Origin of the sequence: Virgibacillus salinus (genome assembly GCF_900102415.1) — a bacterium.
Taxonomy (GTDB): Bacteria; Bacillota; Bacilli; order Bacillales; family Amphibacillaceae; genus Lentibacillus; species Lentibacillus subterraneus.
The window spans coordinates 215,206-235,316 of sequence record NZ_FNKD01000002.1; the positions used below are offsets into that span (position 1 = coordinate 215,206).

Consider the following 20,111-nt stretch of genomic DNA (forward strand, 5'->3'; position numbering starts at 1 on the left):
GGGTGAACTTATGTTACAGAGTAAGACAAATTGGAAATTTTCAAGTGCGCAAACAGAATCACTAGATTGGGATTTAAATGGAATCTCTCCACTTATTAAAGAACTTTTAATACAGAGAGGTATTACTTCAGCGGAATCGGCAAAAGAATTTTTGTCACCTGATTTAGAAAATTTATATAATCCACAAGGCTTTTCAGATATATCAAAAGCAACGGAACGTGTACATAAAGCAATAGCTAATAAAGAAAAAATTCTTGTATTTGGTGACTATGATGCAGATGGAGTCAGTTCAACAACGGTTTTGTTAAAAACGTTACAGGAACTTGGTGCAGATTGTGATTATTATATACCAAACCGATTCACAGAAGGTTATGGTCCAAATGAAGAAGCATTTAAAACTGCTTCTGACAATGGTTTTAGCCTAATCATAACTGTTGATACGGGAATAGCATCAATCCATGAGGCAACTGTTGCAAAACAACTTGGAATTGATTTAGTGATAACGGATCACCATGAACCACAGGAACAGTTACCTGAGGCGTTTGCGATTATTCACCCAAAATGCTCACCCGATTATACGTTTAAAGAATTGGCAGGTGTGGGTGTTGCCTTTAAATTTGCTGAAAGCTTATTAGGCTATTTTCCAAAGCATTTACTTGATTTAGTTGCTATAGGTACGATTGCTGATCTTGTACCATTAAAAAGTGAAAACCGTATTCTGGCATTCTATGGTTTAAAAACGTTATCAGCGACTAATAGACCAGGGTTGATAGCTTTGAAAAAGGTATGCAATATCAACGGGGATGTCAGTGAAGAGGATGTTGGATTCTTGATTGGCCCAAGGCTTAATGCGGTCGGCAGATTACAAGATGCAAATCTTGCTGTACAGCTCCTTATGTCTGATGATCAGGAAGAGGCAGAACACATAGCAGAAATGGTACAATCCATTAATCAGGAACGTCAAAAAATAGTTAGTGACATTGTAAAAGAAGCAGATCAAATGGTAGGCTCACTTGAAGAACAAGGAGTAATTGTTGTAGCAAAAGAAGGCTGGAATCAAGGTGTGCTGGGCATTGTCGCATCAAATCTTGTCCGAAAATATGACAGACCAGCAATCGTGCTGACAATTCTACCAGAAAAAGAACAAGTAAAAGGTTCTGCCAGAAGTATCCCTGCCTTTGATTTATTTTCCAACTGTATGAAAATCAGAGACACGTTTACTCATTTCGGTGGGCATTCACAAGCAGCAGGTATGACCTTACCATTAGAGAATCTTCAGTTGTTGCAAACAGAACTAAACAAAATCATTAATCAGCAGCTTACAAAAGAAGACTTTTCTCAGGAAATTGAAGTAAGTAAAACAATTGCCATTCCAGAAATTAATGAAGAGCTGGTAAATGAAATTAGCCAGCTGGCACCATTTGGTATGGCTAATCCAAAGCCGATCTTTCATCTGAATGATATCCCTTCTGATATACGGCAGATTGGGAATATGAAAAAACACTTAAAAATGCAATTTAAGCATGAGAATCAGTTGCTTGATGGAATAGGGTTTAGCTTAGGTGGTTTATATGACCATATTTCTCCACAAACACCATTATCTGTTGTTGGCGAGTTAGGTATTAATGAGTGGAATGGTAATAAAAAGGTGCAAATAGTTATTCGGGATATGAAAATTGAAGAGAGACAAGTCTTTGATCATCGAGGGAAAAAACGTTTTGATATCACACCTTATGTTAATAATAATACTAGTCATTTAGCAGTACATAATACACTCCTAAATGAAAGCAGAATTGTTCCTGATGAGATAACTTGTATTAGGTATGACGCAGACATTAGCCTGCTTGATGAAGTCAATACACTCTACCTTTTTGAAATGCCGACAAATCTGAACACTCTTCAGGATTTGGTATGTAAAACAAATCCGTCAAATATCCATGTTTGTTTTCAATTGGAAGATAGTGTGTTTATGAAGGCTTTTCCTTCACGCGAGGATTTTAAATGGCTATATGCTTTTGTAGCTAAACGAAAACAAGTTAATTTGCAAAAAGAGCTGCCGATGATCATGGATGCAAAAGCATGGACGAAGGATAGAATCTTATTTATGTCCAACGTGTTTTTTGAATTAGAGTTTGTTAAAATAGAAAATGGTATTATTCAATTAAATGCAGATCCTATGAAAAAGGATTTATCAGATTCGCCATCATATCAAGAACGACTGGATCAGGCTGAGGTTGAAAAGATTCTGTACTATTCAACCTATGAAGATTTAAGAATGTGGTTTTCAGATTGCATAAAAGATGGGGAAATGCCCAAGGAGGAAGTAACACATGGACTATAAAAAATACATTAAAATTGTTCAGGACTGGCCAAAAGAAGGGGTCCAGTTTAAAGATATTACACCACTTATGGATAATGGCAAAGCATTTAAATCAGCTGTCGATGAGATTGTTGATTTTGCCAGACAGAAAAATATTGACCTTGTGGTGGGGCCGGAAGCGCGTGGCTTTATTATAGGCTGCCCAGTTTCTTATGCATTGGAAACCGGTTTTGCTCCAGTTAGAAAAGAAGGAAAATTACCAAGAGAAGTTATTAAGGTTGATTATGGGCTGGAATATGGTAAAAATGTCCTGACCATTCATAAAGATGCGATTAAGCCAGGTCAGCGCGTATTAATTACTGATGATTTACTTGCGACAGGTGGTACAATAGAGGCAACAATCAAATTGGTAGAAGATTTGGGTGGAATTGTAGTAGGCTGTGCATTTCTGATTGAACTTTCATACCTTAATGGACTTGAGAAACTTGAAGGCTATGATGTATTAACATTAATGAACTATTAATATTCTCGCAATAAGTTTTTAGGTCTGATTGAACTTATGTACTGTTCGTCAGACCTGTTATTATCCCTTTTTTTTAATTGTGTAATAAAGTAACAGAATTATTCCAATGATATTGACGGTTTTTTCTTTACATTTACACAAAAATTTTCGATACTATTAGAAAGTATTCTCTAACGCGAATTTAGGTGATTATATGGCAAAAGAAGAAATATTGACAATAGAAGATGTAATCAAAGAGGCTCGCCGGTATCTTACTGAAGAGGATGCTCTGTTCCTTCGTCGTGCATATGAGTTTGCAGAAGATGCACACAAGGAGCAATATCGAAAATCTGGTGAGCCTTACATTATACACCCAGTTCAGGTAGCTGGAATTTTAGTTGAACTAGAAATGGATCCAGAGACAATTGCTGGGGGTTTTTTACATGATGTATTAGAGGATACAGACATTACACTTGAAGAAATGAAGAAACACTTCAGTACTGAAGTTGTAATGCTTGTTGATGGTGTTACAAAGCTTGGGAAAATTAAATATAAATCAAAAGAAGCTCTGCAAGCAGAAAACCATCGCAAAATGTTTGTGGCAATGGCCAAAGATATTCGGGTAATTCTAATTAAACTTGCTGACCGATTGCATAACATGCGGACACTTAAACATTTACCTCCTGAAAAACAACGGAGAATTTCAAATGAAACTTTGGAGATATTTGCACCTTTAGCGCATCGTTTGGGTATTTCTACAATCAAATGGGAGTTGGAAGATACAGCCTTACGTTATTTAAATCCACAGCAATACTATCGAATTGTTCAGTTGATGAAACAAAAACGTGATCAGCGTGAAACCTATATAGATGATGTTATGAATGAGGTCACAAGCCAACTGAAAGATGTAAATATTGAAGCAGATATTTCAGGAAGACCAAAGCATTTATATAGTATATATACAAAAATGGTGAAGCAAAACAAACAATTTAATGAAATATATGATTTATTAGCAGTACGTATAATTGTTGATAGTATTAAAGATTGTTACGCAGTCTTAGGAATTATTCATACATGCTGGAAACCAATGCCTGGGAGATTCAAGGATTATATTGCAATGCCAAAGCCAAATTTATATCAGTCATTGCATACAACCGTAATTGGGCCTAAAGGAGATCCGCTTGAAGTACAAATTCGAACGAAAGAGATGCATGAAATAGCTGAATTTGGTATTGCGGCTCATTGGGCATATAAAGAAGGACGTCAGTTAGCACGTGATAAAAAGTCCTTTGAAGAAAAGCTCACTTGGTTTAGGGAAATACTTGATTGGCAAAATGAAACACACGATGCAGAGGAGTTTATGGAGTCACTGAAGGTCGATTTATTCTCTGACATGGTCTATGTATTTACTCCAAAAGGAGATGTCATAGAACTGCCTTCAGGGTCTGTACCACTTGATTTTGCATATAAAGTTCATACAGAAATAGGTAATCAAACGATTGGTTCTAAAATAAACGGAAAAATGGAACCACTCGACTATGAACTTAAAAATGGGGACATTATTGAGGTAATGACTTCAAAGCACTCCTATGGACCATCACAGGATTGGTTAAAAATTACACAGACATCTCAAGCGAAAAATAAGATTAAGCAGTTCTTTAAGAAACAGCGGCGGGAAGAAAATATTAGTAAGGGCAAAGAGGCTGTTGATAAGGAAATACGTGCATTGGGAATAGACCCTAAAGAAGCACTAACTCAAGAAAATTTGAAACGTGTTTATGAACGGTTTAATTTTATAAATGAAGAAGAAATGTATGCTGCTGTAGGTTACCAGGGAATCACTGCTGCACTAATAGCTACTCGGCTTACGGAAAAGATTAGACGGACAAAGTTAAAAGAACAAAACTTGGAAGAGACACTTGAAGAAGTGAAGAATGAAACACCAAGTAAAAAAGTACAAAAACGTGATTCAGGTGTTCAGGTGGAAGGTGTCGATAATTTACTAGTACGGTTATCGAAATGCTGTAATCCGGTTCCTGGTGATAATATTATTGGATATATTACAAAGGGAAGAGGGGTATCAGTTCATCGTTCAGATTGTCCTAATGTCCAAACAGAAGAGGCGAAGCAGCGTTATCTCCATGTTGAATGGGAAGGAACACAAACAGATAAAAAACAGTATCATGTGGACCTTGAGATATCAGGATATGACCGTCGAGGCTTGTTGAATGAAGTATTACAAGCGGTAAATGAGACAAAAACAAATATAACACAAGTAAATGGTCGATCCGATCGAAATAAAATGGCTGTTATTCATATAACAATTCTAATTCATAATACGAATCATCTAAGAAGAATTGTGGAACGGATAAAGCAAATAAAAGATGTTTATACAGTAACAAGAACAATACAATAGTCTGTTCAATAGGTTATTTACGTAAGATTCCTCGGAGTGGACATAAACCTTGACACAGTATCGCGGTATAAAGATTTTGTGCCGAAAACAATAATCTTTTATAAAATAGCCTTGTGATAGAAAAAGGAGTATGAAATTATGAAAGCAGTCATTCAACGTGCAAACAATGCCAGTGTGACCGTAAAAGATGATGTTGTTGGGAAAATTGATAATGGGTTTGTTGTCTTACTTGGTGTAACACATGAAGATTCTGAAAAGGATGCAGTCTATTTGGTGAGCAAACTTGTAAATCTTCGTGTTTTTGAAGATGAAAATGAAAAGATGAATCTTTCATTAAAAGATGTATCGGGTCAGGTACTGTCTATTTCACAATTCACATTATTCGCTGACACCCGAAAAGGCAGACGGCCTAATTTTCTTGACGCAGCAAAACCGGATCACGCGAATAAATTATATCAGCATTTCAATCAATTAATTGAACAACAGGGAGTTCGTGTTGAGACAGGTGAGTTTGGTGAAATGATGAACGTACAACTAACAAATCAAGGCCCGGTTACAATTATTTTGGATAGCAATGATAAATAATAAGCATGAATAACATTATAGTAAGCAGTTCAAATTAGAAAAGCAAAAACGTAATTTGCATTTTTAATTGAACTGCTTTTTTTATATATGAACTGGAGCAGGAAAGTGTTTGCTTTCTGCGTCTTAGGTCTTACACGATGTGAGGTCGTTGATGCTGGCACAAATATGAGTAATTGCAGTCTCAGGATGTACCGTATTTAATCGAACTTCCCTATTTGTATTCCGCAAGCTTCCTCACTCGTTACGTTATTTGCTAGTCTTGCTCTGGAGTCGCACATAGGGGTGAACTGAAATTCTTAATTTAAAAAATGTTGTTCGAATCAACAAGAAGAAGGAACTGCCAAAAACTATAGCGGACACGAAACACCTTATTTTGTAGAAATAGCCCCATTATACAAATAAGGGACCTCATGTCCGCTAGCTACGATTAAGCGAACAGGTATCTTATTGGTTTTTAAAGTATTTGTTCAATCCGTTTACAATCCCTGTCACCAACTTTTTTTGGTATGCGTTAGTTTGAAGAAGTTGTTCTTTTTCCGGATTGGAAATGAATCCTAATTCAACTAGTATTGATGGTTTGAAATTTTGCCTGATAACGTGAAAGTCCCCGAATGTGGCACCGCGGTTTCTTGCACCGGTTTCTTTTGCTATTCCCTGTAGAACATCCTTAGCTATCTTTTGATTTTGATCATGATAATAATATGCTCCGATCCCAGTTACATTAGGCATTTCAGGAAAACTGTTGTAATGAATGCTTATAAAAGCATCTGTATCGAGAATGTTGGGCAGGCTTATCCTGCTGCCTAATGAAATGAATTCATCATTTTCTCTTGTTAAAACTACGTTCGCCCCAAGCGCAGTAAGTTCCTGTTTAAGTTCCTGTGTTGTTTTAAAAGCAAAATCTTTTTCATGTGTTCCGCTCGCGCCAATTGCACCTACATCTCTTCCACCATGTCCTGCGTCGATAACGATTGTTTTGTTTTTCATGCCGCTAAAAGATGTTGTATCTTCTTTTTCGACCAATTGTTTTAAAACATAGCCGGTGTAATTATCGTTTGTAATTTCGTACCATTCATTGTTTTGGGAAAGTACCTTAAATTTTATACCTTTATTGGCAAATTCGGTAATTTCAAAACTGGTTGAAGGTCCATCACGTAACTGGGTATTATCATGCTGAATTGTAATTATTTTTTCAGTGGTTGTTTCCATATTGCTTTCCTTGGTGTCCTCAGAATCCGTGTTGCCTGAAATGCTGATATACTCATTAGTAACCCAGCCGGTACCTTGAGTCAACTGAATTTCTACCCATCCATCTTGTTGCTGTAAAATTGGATAAACTTCATCAGTATGTACTTGACCGATCTTCTCGAAATTGGTGCCAGGTCCTGTTCTGACGTTTAGATTATCTGTATTAATTACTGCTTCGTTGGCACTTACTAATGTTGCGAAGGCCAGAAACAATATGCTAAAGAATAACAATGTTGTTTTCTTTATATGCAATGAAGTTCCTCCTTAGAATAATGTATTAACTCTATTTTAATAAAAAGTTTCTATTTAGGCAAAACTAGAATAAAATAGGGAGGGATTTTAGTTATGCGAATTCAAGAAAAACATTGGAATTCAAACATGAGTAAGGATATTTATGGAGCCAATTTCCATCGGTTCATAGAAATTGAAGATCAATTTAATCATATGGAAATAGCAGAGGAGTTAGGTATTACTCTTGGTGAGGTTAAAAAGTTGAAGAAAAAGATAACTCGTACTTGACAATGCGTTAGGGAAACATTAATATAATAGTCATTCATAATTAATTAAATTAATGATAGATGTATAAAAAGCCAGTGATGGAAAAAGTAATGAGAAGTATGTGGAAAGAGAGAAAATGTCATAGGCTGAGAACATTTTCACATGATGCTCTGATGAAAGACATTCCTTAGGCTCTATATCGAATACATAGTACGTAGATATAGACGTTTTGCAGGCGTTAACTGTGAAGAGCGGGTGCTTTAAAAAGCATCAACTAGGGTGGCAACGCGGGTTAACTCTCGTCCCTTATTTTTATAAGGGTCGGGAGTTTTTTATATTTTTTTATATAAGTCTCTTTCCGTAAGTTTTGTTGTTTTAACCTGCAGTTGATATAAACTGCGAAGTACTTTTTAAAAATTTTGAGTGCTATTATGCCGCTCCGGAAATACACTTCGCGCACTTAGGGCGGCTGATGAGCCTCAGCTCCCACAGGAGTCTACGTGTATTTCCTCAGCTGTTGACTCGAGTAGGACCCCCTATAGAATAAGTGTGACAGCACTACACTAGTCCGGGTGAGCAGAGGGCAGTGACTCCTGCGGGAATAGCACGTGTCCGAAGACCCCGCAGAGTAGTGTTCTCGAGGAGGCTGTGGCCGTGCCCGCGGAAAGCATCCGCCCATAGCGACCCCCGGACGGGGGACGAGAGTTTATAGTGATTATTCCAGCAGTCAGTTCGCAGTTTATATCAACTACGATATGATTTCATTACTTTAATAAAGCAACAATCTTTTAGAAAATAGCAAAAATAATGAGGGGGTATTACAAATGAGCATGAAAGCTCCGCGAGGTACAGTCGATATTTTACCACAAGAGGCAAAGAAATGGCAGTTTGTTGAAGATCGATTAAAAGATGTGTGTGGCAGGTTTCATTTTGATGAAATCCGCACACCACTGTTTGAGCATACAGAATTATTCCAGCGAGGTGTAGGTGATTCAACCGATATTGTCCAAAAAGAAATGTATACTTTCGAGGATCGTGGAGGGAGAAGTCTGACACTACGCCCTGAAGGTACTGCTTCAGTTGCACGATCATTCGTTGAGAATAAAATGTTTGGTAATCCCAGCCAGCCAGTTAAACTTTATTATTTTGCTCAAATGTTTCGTTATGAAAGACCGCAGAAAGGAAGAATGCGTCAATTAAACCAATTTGGTGTGGAAGTATTAGGAAGTGCCGATCCAGCAGTAGATGCTGAAGTTATTGATTTGGCAATGACGTGCTATCAGGAGTTAGGGTTAACATCATTGAAATTAGTTATTAACTCATTAGGTGATAATGAAAGCCGAACTAGTCACCGCCAGGCTTTGGTCGATCACTTTTCGCCACATAAGGATGAGCTGTGCAATGATTGTCAAATTCGCTTAGACCAAAACCCTTTACGTATTCTGGATTGTAAAGTGGATCGTGATCATCCAGCAATGCAGAATGCACCATCGATATTAGATTATTTAAATGAAGAATCAAGAAGTTACTTCGATCAGGTTCAGAACTATTTAACGAGGATGGGGATTGAGTACGAGGTCGATAAAAACTTAGTACGTGGACTTGATTATTATAACCATACAGCTTTTGAGATTATGAGTGAAGCTGATGGATTCGGTGCCATTGCAACGTTGGCAGGTGGCGGAAGATATAATGGACTAATTGAAGAGTTAGGGGGACCAAGTACACCAGGTATTGGTTTTGGTATGGGAATGGAGCGATTATTAATGGCTCTTGATGCTGAAAGTAAAGAGATACTAATTGATGATCAATTGGATTGTTTCGTGGTTGCTGTAGGAGACGAAGCTGAAAAAGAAGCAGTTCATCTATTACATGAATTACGTAAAGATGGCATCCAGGCTGACAAAGATTATCAAGGTCGAAAAATGAAAGCCCAATTTAAAGCAGCAGATCGTTTTAAAGCAAAATATGTGTTAATACTTGGAGAAGATGAAATACAAAGAGAAATTGTTAACGTTAAAGAACTGGAAACAGGCGAACAGTTGGAAGTACCTTTGTCACAACTAGTTGAAAAGATGCATGAAATGCTTCTAGGAGGAATTGAAAATGAGTGAACGGATATTAGCAGGAACATTACGTGAAAAGGATATTGATCAACTAGTATTATTAAAAGGTTGGGTACAAAAACGTCGAGATTTAGGTGGATTAATTTTTATCGATTTACGCGATAAATCTGGTATTGTACAAGTAGTTTTTAATCCGGATAATTCCAAAGAAGCTTTAGAAGTTGCCGAAACAGTTAGAAGTGAATATGTCATTCAAGTCGAAGGAAAAGTTGTTATTCGTGATGAAGGTACAATCAACCCAGTGATGGGTACAGGAAAGATTGAAGTAATGGCAACAGATATAAGCATTTTGAATAAAGCGAAGACACCACCATTTCTTATCGAGGATGAATCTGATGTATCGGAAGATCTTCGTTTAAAATATCGCTATTTGGATTTACGCAGAAGTGCTTTACAGGATACTTTTAAATTACGTCATCAAACAACACAGGTTGTTCGTAATTTTTTAAATGATGACGGATTTCTTGAAATGGAAACCCCAATTTTAACCAAAAGTACCCCGGAAGGTGCGAGGGACTATTTAGTACCTAGTCGCGTGCATAATGGTGAGTTCTATGCATTGCCACAGTCACCTCAGCTTTTCAAACAAATGATTATGATGGGTGGATTCGAGAAATATTATCAAATTGCTCGTTGTTTCCGTGATGAAGACTTACGGGCTGATCGTCAACCAGAATTCACACAAATTGATATTGAAACATCTTTTATGACTAGTGATGAAATAATGGCAATGACTGAGAAAATGATGAAAAACGTGATGAAGGATGTTAAAAATATCGACATCTCGTTGCCATTGCAACGGTTGCCTTATAATGAAGCAATGGAACGTTATGGATCAGATAAACCAGACACGAGGTTTGACATGGAGTTAATCCATGTAACGGATATTCTTGCTGATTCTAGTTTTAAAGTATTTCAAAGTGCAATTGAATCAGGAGGAAAAGTTTGCTTGTTAAATGTAAAAGGACAAGCAGCTAATTACTCACGAAAAGATATTGATAAGCTAACTGATTTTGTGAAAGTATATGGTGCCAAAGGTTTAGCTTGGCTTAAGATAGAAGGCGACGAACTAAAAGGGCCAATTGCTAAATTTCTAACAGATGAAGAGAAGACAGGGCTGGTTGGTCAAGCAAGCGCTGAAGATGGTGATTTATTATTGTTTAGTTCGGATAAAACATCAGTTGTCTATGACAGTTTGGGAGCTTTAAGGCTGAAACTCGGAAAAGATTTGCAGCTTATTGATAAGAGTAAGTTTAATTTCCTTTGGGTAACTGATTGGCCGTTATTGGAATATGATGAAGGTCTGGAGCGTTATTTTGCTGCTCATCATCCATTTACAATGCCTGTTGAGGAGGATCTTGATAAACTGAGTACAGACCCTGGAAGTGCTCGGGCAAATGCATATGATCTTGTATTAAACGGGTATGAATTAGGTGGAGGATCCTTACGTATTCATAAGAAGGAACAACAAGATAAGATGTTTGAAGTATTGGGGTTCACCAAAGAAGAAGCATCTGAACAGTTTGGTTTTTTACTTGATGCATTAGAATATGGTGCACCACCTCATGGGGGTATCGCGTTAGGGCTGGATCGAATCGTTATGTTATTAGCGGAAAGATCGAACCTTAGGGATACAATTCTATTTCCTAAGACCGCTTCTGCATCAGATTTACTAACCGATGCACCAGATGAAGTAAGTGAAGAACAATTGGATGAACTGTCTATTCAAGTTAAAAAGAAATTATGATTTAATAAGAAAATTGTAGTGAAGATGTAACAAGTGTAATAATTTCTTCATACTAATGAATATTGAAAATAGTATTTCTGTATGGTAAAATAATTTTACAATCACAAAACATAATTAAATATCAATCCTGATGTGTACGTCTTATATAAATGTTTTGACCGAACATCTATATAATTGGGAGCTTGTATCGTTTCCATGTTGCATGCATGCCTCGCTTAATTGAGGACGCATAAAAGATATGGAACAGAGCACCCACCTGCTGAAAGCGGGATCAAAACTAGAAATAGACGGCACGATTGGGATTGATAGAATACATATAGCCAATCGTTTAAGGGGTTCTATGAAAGCCAAAACGCTTTCGTAAAAATTCTAATATTTTGGAATACAAGCCTTAACTGCGAACAAAAAAGTCGCATGGAATTCTTACTAGAATTCCATGCGACTTTTATTATTGGTTTGATCCATTTGCAACCTGTTGAAGGTTACCATTTTTGTCCATTCTGAATGCAGGTGATTGTATAGATCCTTGGTCATCCAGAACAGTCATTTTTCTTGCCCGATCCATAATTTGCATAAAAACTTGATAGTCTTCTTGTACTGTGGCAAATTGTTTCTCAGTACTTTCCAATTTCTTTTCTAAATTACTTACATGCTCTTTTAACATAGCGTTCTCTTTTTGCATTTGTTCCAATGATAGTTTTGATTGATTGGAAGCATAGTAATCTTTTTTTACTCGTTTTAAGTAACGAATAACTGAATCCATTGTGATTGATGGCTCTTCCGTTGTTGATGATGATAAATCTTCCTCGGCATCTTGGAGAATGGGTTCTACCGGCTGACTTACCTTAGTAGTTTTTACTGCATTTGCACGCTTTTTCTCTTTTCGCTGCCGCTTTGCAAGATCAATAGCATTATCATATTTTTCTCTTACTTCGGCATTCCAGCGAAATCCACAAGCTGCGGATGTACGATTTAATTTATCGCCAACCTCTTCAAACGCATTTAATTGAGTACTTCCTTCTCTGATATGACGCAGAACTGTTTCTGCCAACAATAGGTCATCTTCATGTGACCAAGCATCTTGTCTAACTTTAACCAATTTGTTCAACTCCTTTTTCAAATACAGCCGTTATATATTACATAGATTATTATCTTTATTGTCTATTGTGACCGATTGAAAAAGGAATTATACTTCTATTATACATATTATCTAGTATTATTTTTGGCAGTAAAGAAAAGTATAGATACTTTCATACTGCATAAGTAGAATAAAGGCTCTCACCATTAAAGACTGTTGATAAGCCAAGTTCTCTAATCAGATTGAATTTTTTCATATACTTGCATTAAGGTCTGTTCAAACTTACCAGTATCTTTAGGTTGATAGTAATCTTTATTTTTTATAGAATCAGGTAAATATTGTTGCCTGATCCACCCATTTTCATAATTGTGCGGATATTTATAATCCATCCCTCGTCCCATCTTCTTTGCCCCTTGATAATGTGAGTCTTTTAAATGTGCAGGGATATCACCACTTTTACCACTGCGTATATCTGCGAGTGCCTTGTCAAGCGCTACATATGCAGTGTTTGACTTAGGAGACAAAGCAAGTTCTACAATTGCTACTGATAATGGTATCCGTGCTTCTGGAAATCCGAGTCTTTCAGCCGCCTGAACTGCTGCAATCGCTCGTGGACCTGCCTGTGGGTTTGCTAGACCGATGTCTTCATACGCACAAACAATCATGCGCCGTGCAATACTTTCAAGATCACCTGCTTCAATCAATCTTCCCAAATAGTGAAGTGCTGCATTCGCATCACTGCCACGTATGGATTTTTGGAATGCAGATAATACATCATAATGCGCATCACCATCCTTATCGTGGGAAAAGCTTTTCTTCTGCATACACTCTTCAGCTATATTAAGTGTAATAGAAATCTGGCCCTCGTTATTTTCAGGAGTAGATGACACAGCTAGCTCAAGTCCATTTAATGCAGAGCGCATATCACCATTTGCAGCAAAAGAAAAATGCTCTAGTGCTTCATCCGTTACTGTTACTGACTGAGAACCTAATCCATTGGTATCATCTTCAACAGCTCTTTGGATTGCTATTTTCATGTCCTCTACTGTTAAAGGATGTAATTCAAATAAGTGGCATCTGCTTCTAATAGCAGGATTAATAGAATGATAAGGGTTACTTGTTGTACAGCCGATTAATGTCACGATGTTGCTTTCGATGTGAGGAAGTAAAAAGTCCTGTTTTGCTTTATCGAGTCTATGTACTTCATCAAGTACTAATACGACGTGCCCAGTCATTTTAGCCTCTTCAACAACAATTTCCATATCTTTTTTCTTGTCAACAACTGCATTTAGCATCTTAACAGGTAAATTTAAGCTTTTTGCGAGTGCTACCGCCATTGAAGTCTTTCCTGTTCCAGGCGGACCGAATAAGATCATGGATGCTAACTGTTCAGCCTGAATCATTCTGTTTAGTATTTTTCCATCGCCAACAAGATGTTCCTGTCCGATAATTTCATGTATATGAGTTGGTCTCATTCGATAAGCAAGTGGTTTGTGTTTCATTTTAATCGTCCTTTTTATAGAATAATTGGTCGTGTATTAAAGCGTAATTCCAATAGTGTTAAAATGCAAGAATCATACTATTCATGCTATAATATCATGTATTACAAATTATAAGTAATCAATAATATAAATCAATAGCTTTTTCGAAGAGAATTTAGAGGTGCTAAAATGAAAATTTCAACAAAAGGCCGTTATGGTCTAACAATTATGATTGAACTTGCACGTAAGCATGGGGAAGGTCCCACATCACTAAAAGCGATTGCGCGTGAAAAGGAATTATCTGAACATTATTTGGAGCAATTGGCGTCACCGCTTAGAAATGCTGGTTTGATTAAGAGTATCCGCGGAGCATATGGTGGATATATTTTGGCAAAGGAGCCTAGTGAAATAAAGGCTGGCGACATTATTCGTGTACTGGAGGGACCAATATCCCCAGTAGAAGGAATTGAAGATGAAGAGCCAGCAAAACAGGCTCTGTGGATTCGAATCAGAGATGCAGTCAAAGACGTACTGGATACAACAACATTAGAAGATTTAAAACATCATCAGGATGACCATCAACAGGATGCATATATGTTTTATATCTAACGTAACAGATAGTTTAAGATAGGAAGGGTTTGTGAAGTATGAAAGATATTTACATGGATCATGCAGCTACAACACCGATGGATAAACAAGTTGTCAGCGCTATGAATCCTGTGTTTGAAGATGTTTTTGGTAATCCATCAAGTATCCACTCGTTTGGGAGGAAAGCAAGAAAGTATCTTGATGAAGCAAGACGAACTATGGCCAAAAGCATTCATGCAAATGAAAAAGATATTATAATAACCAGTGGAGGAACAGAAGCAGATAACCTGGCTTTGATTGGTACTGCATTTGCTAATAAAGATAGAGGGCGTCATATCATAACAACTGTTCAGGAACATCATGCTACACTTCATACTGCAGAACACCTTGAAAACCAAGGATTTCATGTGACATATTTACCGGTCGGTGAAAATGGGTTAGTATCAGTAGATGACTTAAAAAATGCTTTAACTGATGAAACAATTTTGGTTTCTATTATGTATGTGAATAATGAAACTGGAATGATTCAGCCTATTAGGGAAATCGGTAATGTTTTAAAAGATTATCAGGAGATTTATTTTCATACGGATGCAGTACAGGCATATGGTTTATTGGATATTGATGTAAAAGAATATGGTATTGATATGCTGACCGTTTCATCCCATAAAATAAATGGGCCTAAAGGTATTGGCTTTTTGTATGCCGCAAATAATGTAAAAATAGAAGCCCTTCAGTTTGGGGGCGAACAAGAGCGAAAACGTCGGCCCGGTACAGAGAATGTTGCTGGAGCTGTTGGTTTTCAAAAAGCAGTAGACTTAGCAATCAATAACAAAACGGACAGAAATACGTCCTATCAGGGTTTTAAGGATCAATTTATTTCGCACTTATCGGATAGTGGGATCAATTTTGAGATAAATGGTGATGAAAAAAAATCTATTGCGTCGATTGTAAATATTAGTTTCCCAGGTACGAATGTGGAGTCGCTCCTTACTAATTTTGATTTAGATGGTATTGCTGCTTCAAGCGGGAGTGCATGTACTGCCGGGTCAGTTGAGCCATCACATGTCCTAGCAGCAATGTATGGTGAGAATGATGAACGGACAACCAATTCAATACGCTTTAGTTTTGGTATTTTTAATACAACAGAGAATATAGAGGAAGCTGCAAATAGAGTAGTGAAAATCGTTAAACGATTAACAACTTGAAGGTGGTGAAAGTAATGAGTAGCAATAAAGATATAAGAGTAGTTGTTGGAATGAGTGGAGGTGTTGATTCTTCCGTAGCCGCATTACTGCTGAAGGAGCAAGGTTATGATGTTGTTGGTATCTTTATGAAAAATTGGGATGATACTGATGAAAATGGTGTTTGTACTGCAACCGACGATTATGATGATGTAGTAGGGGTTTGTAATCAGCTGGATATTCCTTACTTTGCCGTGAATTTTGAAAAACAATATTGGGATAAAGTATTTACTTACTTTTTAGATGAATATAAAGCAGGAAGAACGCCAAATCCTGATGTAATGTGTAATAAAGAGATTAAGTTTAAAGCATTTCTTGAACATGCTACATCCTTAGGTGCAGACTATCTTGCAACAGGTCATTATGCACAAGTTAGAAAAACAGATGGTGAATACGAGATGTTGCGTGGTGTTGATGATAATAAAGATCAGACATACTTTTTGAATCAACTGACAGAGAATGTATTGGAGAAAGTTATGTTTCCTTTGGGGCATATGAATAAGAAAGAGGTACGTGAGATTGCCATGGAGCATAATCTTGTTACGGCAACCAAGAAAGACAGTACTGGTATTTGCTTCATTGGCGAACGAAACTTCAAAGAGTTCTTAAGTGAGTATTTACCTGCACAACCTGGTCTGATGAAGACGTTAACGGGTGTTGAAAAAGGAAAGCATGATGGTCTTATGTATTACACAATAGGCCAGCGTCAAGGTCTTGGTATAGGTGGTTCAGGTGATCCGTGGTTTGTTGTAGGGAAAAACCTGGAAGAAAATGTTTTATATGTGGAGCAAGGTTTTGATAATGAAAAACTATACTCAGACGGATTGATAGCAGCTGATGTAAATTGGATAAAAACTCCTAGAGAGAATTCCATCACATGTACAGCTAAATTCCGATATCGCCAAAAAGATAGCACGGTTACAGTTCACAAATTGGATGATAATCAAGTACATGTTGAATTTCATGAAAAGCAACGGGCTATTACACCCGGGCAAGCAGTTGTATTTTATGATGGAGAGGTATGTTTAGGTGGAGGTACGATTGATGAAGTTATAAAAGATGAAACTTATTTGGACTACGTAGGGTAATTTAGAGGGATCATGTAGATGGTCCCATCTATTTTATTTTTTTGTTACTGAAAAAGCACAACTAAGGCTTATCTATATTAAAGCCTGACGATGAGCCAAGTTTTTAATTATTGGAGGTTTAAAAAAGATGGATCGAAATCAGGAAGCAATTAATCTAATGAAGGAACAGAAATACGAAGAAGCTGCAGAAATCTTCAATAAAGTCATCGATGAAAACCCAAAAGACCCCCTTGGTTATATTAATTTTGGAAACTTACTCCTTCATGTGAATGACCTTGAACGTGCACAGCGATTCTTTGAGAAGGCAATAGAACTTGATGAGCATGCCGCTACTGCATATTATGGGCTGGGTAATGTTTATTATGAAGAGTCTGTTTATCCGAAAGCACAAGAAAACTTTCAGAAGGCTATAGATATCGGTCTTGTTGAAGCAGATGTTTATTTCATGCTAGGAATGACCTTTTATCATGAGGAGCATTTCAAACTTGCATTACCATATTTATTAAGGGCAACCGAGCTTGACCCGGATGATGAGGAAGTATTATTCCAGTACGGCCTGACGTTGGCGCAGAGTGATCATATTAAAGATGCTAAGACGGTTTTTGAAAATGTTCTGAAATTGGAGGAGCAGCATAGTGACGCACATTATAATTTAGGTGTAATTGCGATATATGATGAGAATCTTTCAGATGCGTTAGACCATTTTGATAAAGCGCTGGAAATCCAGCCAGAACACACACTTGCCGCAAATGGAAAAAGCCAGATTGAAGAGTTGCTGAATAACACGGACATGTAGAATTGTGAGGTTGTTTAAATGATACTGGATGAGCAATCTAATACAGAACAAGGCTTTATAAAAGGTGAACTTTTGTATATGATTTTTCAAAATAAAAGTGAGCACTTTTCGATAGCCAAAATAAAGGTTCATGATACGAATGAAAATTATAAAGACAAGGAAATAGTTGTGAAAGGGTATTTTGCTAATCTGCAGGATGCAACTGTTTATTGTTTTTATGGTGATTTTGAAAAGCATGCTAAGTTTGGGATGCAATATCAAGTTAAATCCTATGAGACATATATTCCAGATACAAAAGACGGGTTGATTGCTTATTTATCCAGTGATTTATTTTTTGGTATAGGTGAAAAGACTGCTACGAAGGTAGTTGATGTGTTAGGAGATAGTGCAATCTCCAAAATTTTAAGTAACGATGAAGTGTTAAATGACATCCCTGGATTAAAAAAAGAAAAAGTTGAACTACTGAGCAAAACATTACAAGAAAATCAGGGTTTTGAACACATAGTTGTGTATGTATCCAATTATGGTATTGGATTAAAAATGGCTCAAAAGATATACCAGGAATATAAAGATGAGGCTATTGATGTATTGCAAAACGACCCATATCAATACGTATTTGATATTGAAGGTTTCGGCTTTAGAACAGCCGATCAGATCGCCCAGCAAAATGGTTTATCGCTAACTCATCCAAACAGAATTGGTGCTGGGTGTATTTATGTTTTACAAAAAAATATTCAGGACGGGCATGTTTATTTACCTATCGATAATTGTATTAAACAGGTGCTGGACTTGCTGTTAAACCCTGAACAGTCGTTGACAGCCGATATGGTTTCAAACCGTCTGGAAGATTTAAATAAGGATAAAGCAGTTATTATGAAGGATGGAAACGTTTATCTGCCTTCACTTTATTACGCAGAAGATGGTTTTGCTTCTAATATTAAACGTCTGATGATAAAACCTATTGAACAGGATACATCAATGGCCGAATTGATGAAAATTATTGGAGATATTGAGGAATCAGAAGTATTAAGTTATGGTAAAGAGCAATTTAATGCAATAAACCATTCATTAAAGTCAAAATTAATGATTGTTACTGGGGGGCCTGGAACTGGAAAGACTACTGTTATTAAAGGAATCTTGAAAGCATATGCAGCAATACATAATATTTCGACTGATCCAACTGATTATGATTCTGAGTCAGATTATCCGTTTATATTAACAGCACCTACTGGAAGAGCATCTAAGCGCTTAACAGAATCAACAGGCCTTCCTGCAGTGACTATTCATCGTTTGTTAGGCTGGGACGGAAGAGATGGTTTTGAAAAAAATGAAAATGAGCAGTTGTCTGGAAAGTTTTTAATCATAGATGAATTTTCTATGGTTGATATATGGCTGGCAAATAGTCTATTTAAGGCAATTCCAGATGATATGCAAGTATTGCTTGTTGGTGATGAAGACCAACTTCCATCGGTTGGACCCGGCCAAGTATTAGCCGATTTGTTAGGAAGTGAGTTAATTCCTATCGTAAGTCTTAATGAGGTCTACAGGCAAAAAGAAGGTTCAAAAATAATCCAATTGGCACATTTGATTAAACATGATACATGTACCGAGGACTCCCTTATTAATGATAAGGATTTCAGTTTTATCCCTTGTACGGAGCATCAAATGATTGATGTCATTACAAAGGTGTTTCATAAAGCGAGAGATAAAGGTGTTGAATTAAGAGATATTCAAGTATTAGCACCGATGTATCGCTCACAAGCTGGAATCACAATCATTAATCAACAGTTACAAACACTGGTTAATCCTAAATCGTCGACGAAGCGTGAAGTTAAAACGAATGATGTTGTATACCGAACAGGTGATAAAGTACTCCAGCTTGTTAATAAACCGGAAAATGGTGTTTTTAACGGTGATATTGGGGAAGTTGTAGCTATATTTGAAGAAGATGAAAACGTAGATCATGTAGAACAGTTGGTGATTGACTTTGAGGGCAAAGAGGTAGTCTATGAACGGAAAGATTATGTGAATATCATGCATGCTTACTGTATTTCAATTCATAAATCCCAGGGGAGCGAATTTCCGATTGTGATCATGCCAGTAGTATCTTCGTATAATAGGATGCTGCGTAAAAATCTACTATATACTGCCATAACTAGAAGTAAAAAGTCATTAATTATTTGCGGACAGCAGAATGCATTTATACGTGGCGTAAGTACACTGGATACAAATAGGCGTTATACCACATTGCCAGAACAATTGAATGATAGGTTACAGGATATTCCAATAGATATGTATGAGGATGAGGATGAAAAAGAAATCTCGCCATATGATTTCATGTAATTTAGTAGTATATTTTTTAATATTTGGGCAAGCATAAGAAAAAAGTTTAGAAAA

At 36.9% G+C, this 20,111-nt stretch carries 15 protein-coding genes, 1 other RNA gene and 1 other annotated feature; of the genes, 13 read left to right on the forward strand and 3 right to left on the reverse strand.

Annotated elements, in window-relative coordinates:
* The first annotated feature begins 10 nt into the window (after positions 1–10).
* The 4 genes from recJ to dtd all read left to right on the forward strand — a co-directional run bounded on the left by recJ (position 11) and on the right by dtd (position 5,823).
* On the forward strand, positions 11–2,341 hold the full coding sequence (recJ, locus tag BLS02_RS07845) for a single-stranded-DNA-specific exonuclease RecJ (protein ID WP_092492458.1): 2,331 nt from the start codon (positions 11–13) through the stop codon (positions 2,339–2,341).
* Positions 2,331–2,843: an adenine phosphoribosyltransferase gene (locus BLS02_RS07850; RefSeq protein WP_092492459.1), complete on the forward strand. Its 513-nt coding sequence runs from the start codon at positions 2,331–2,333 to the stop codon at positions 2,841–2,843. The genes recJ and BLS02_RS07850 overlap by 11 nt, the downstream gene beginning before the upstream one ends.
* Positions 2,844–3,036: 193 nt before the next feature.
* Positions 3,037–5,238 carry a RelA/SpoT family protein gene (locus BLS02_RS07855; RefSeq protein WP_092492460.1) on the forward strand — a complete coding sequence of 734 codons (2,202 nt, stop codon included), beginning with the start codon at positions 3,037–3,039 and terminating at the stop codon, positions 5,236–5,238.
* A gap of 138 nt (positions 5,239–5,376) precedes the next feature.
* Positions 5,377–5,823: a D-aminoacyl-tRNA deacylase gene (gene dtd, locus BLS02_RS07860; protein ID WP_092492461.1), complete on the forward strand. Its 447-nt coding sequence runs from the start codon at positions 5,377–5,379 to the stop codon at positions 5,821–5,823.
* A gap of 444 nt (positions 5,824–6,267) precedes the next feature.
* Here dtd and BLS02_RS07865 read toward each other — a convergent pair whose 3' ends face one another.
* Positions 6,268–7,323 carry an N-acetylmuramoyl-L-alanine amidase family protein gene (locus BLS02_RS07865; RefSeq protein WP_092492462.1) on the reverse strand — a complete coding sequence of 352 codons (1,056 nt, stop codon included), beginning with the start codon at positions 7,321–7,323 and terminating at the stop codon, positions 6,268–6,270.
* Positions 7,324–7,416: 93 nt separating this feature from the next.
* On the opposite strand from BLS02_RS07865, the gene BLS02_RS18935 reads away from it, so the two are divergent.
* The 4 genes from BLS02_RS18935 (at position 7,417) to ssrS (ending at position 11,749) form a co-directional block, all read left to right on the forward strand.
* Positions 7,417–7,590: a hypothetical protein gene (locus tag BLS02_RS18935; protein WP_175559463.1), complete on the forward strand. Its 174-nt coding sequence runs from the start codon at positions 7,417–7,419 to the stop codon at positions 7,588–7,590.
* A 65-nt stretch (positions 7,591–7,655) separates the two neighbouring features.
* Positions 7,656–7,879: a binding site (T-box leader), on the forward strand.
* Positions 7,880–8,393: 514 nt separating this feature from the next.
* The gene (hisS, locus tag BLS02_RS07870; protein ID WP_092492463.1) at positions 8,394–9,683 is read left to right on the forward strand and encodes a histidine--tRNA ligase; all 1,290 of its coding nucleotides are present in this window, start codon (positions 8,394–8,396) and stop codon (positions 9,681–9,683) included.
* Positions 9,676–11,442 (forward strand): aspartate--tRNA ligase, encoded by a 1,767-nt coding sequence (gene aspS / locus BLS02_RS07875; protein WP_092492464.1) that lies wholly within the window; start codon positions 9,676–9,678, stop codon positions 11,440–11,442. The genes hisS and aspS overlap by 8 nt, the downstream gene beginning before the upstream one ends.
* 121 nt (positions 11,443–11,563) lie before the next feature.
* Positions 11,564–11,749, forward strand: a non-coding RNA gene (gene ssrS, locus BLS02_RS07880) — 6S RNA.
* Positions 11,750–11,890: 141 nt separating this feature from the next.
* On the opposite strand, the gene BLS02_RS07885 is transcribed toward ssrS, so the two are convergent.
* Together BLS02_RS07885 and BLS02_RS07890 are read right to left on the reverse strand one after the other, a co-directional pair.
* Positions 11,891–12,541, reverse strand: a complete 651-nt coding sequence (locus BLS02_RS07885) for an RsfA family transcriptional regulator (protein ID WP_092492465.1) — start codon at positions 12,539–12,541, stop codon at positions 11,891–11,893.
* A 212-nt stretch (positions 12,542–12,753) separates the two neighbouring features.
* A complete protein-coding gene (locus BLS02_RS07890; RefSeq protein ID WP_092492466.1) occupies positions 12,754–14,022 on the reverse strand; it encodes a replication-associated recombination protein A in 1,269 nt (422 codons plus the stop codon).
* Positions 14,023–14,190: 168 nt separating this feature from the next.
* Between BLS02_RS07890 and cymR the strand changes: the two genes are divergently transcribed.
* The 5 genes from cymR to recD2 all read left to right on the forward strand — a co-directional run bounded on the left by cymR (position 14,191) and on the right by recD2 (position 20,057).
* Positions 14,191–14,610, forward strand: a complete 420-nt coding sequence (gene cymR, locus BLS02_RS07895; RefSeq protein WP_092492467.1) for a cysteine metabolism transcriptional regulator CymR — start codon at positions 14,191–14,193, stop codon at positions 14,608–14,610.
* A 38-nt stretch (positions 14,611–14,648) separates the two neighbouring features.
* Positions 14,649–15,794, forward strand: coding sequence for a cysteine desulfurase family protein (locus BLS02_RS07900; protein WP_092492468.1), 1,146 nt, complete (start codon positions 14,649–14,651; stop codon positions 15,792–15,794).
* 14 nt (positions 15,795–15,808) lie between these two features.
* The gene (gene mnmA / locus BLS02_RS07905) at positions 15,809–16,918 is read left to right on the forward strand and encodes a tRNA 2-thiouridine(34) synthase MnmA (RefSeq protein WP_092492469.1); all 1,110 of its coding nucleotides are present in this window, start codon (positions 15,809–15,811) and stop codon (positions 16,916–16,918) included.
* Between the two features lie 127 nt (positions 16,919–17,045).
* Entirely contained in the window at positions 17,046–17,714 is a 669-nt protein-coding gene (locus BLS02_RS07910; protein WP_092492470.1) for a tetratricopeptide repeat protein, read from the forward strand.
* 18 nt (positions 17,715–17,732) lie between these two features.
* Positions 17,733–20,057, forward strand: a complete 2,325-nt coding sequence (recD2, locus tag BLS02_RS07915; RefSeq protein ID WP_092492471.1) for an SF1B family DNA helicase RecD2 — start codon at positions 17,733–17,735, stop codon at positions 20,055–20,057.
* The last annotated feature ends 54 nt before the right edge of the window (positions 20,058–20,111 follow it).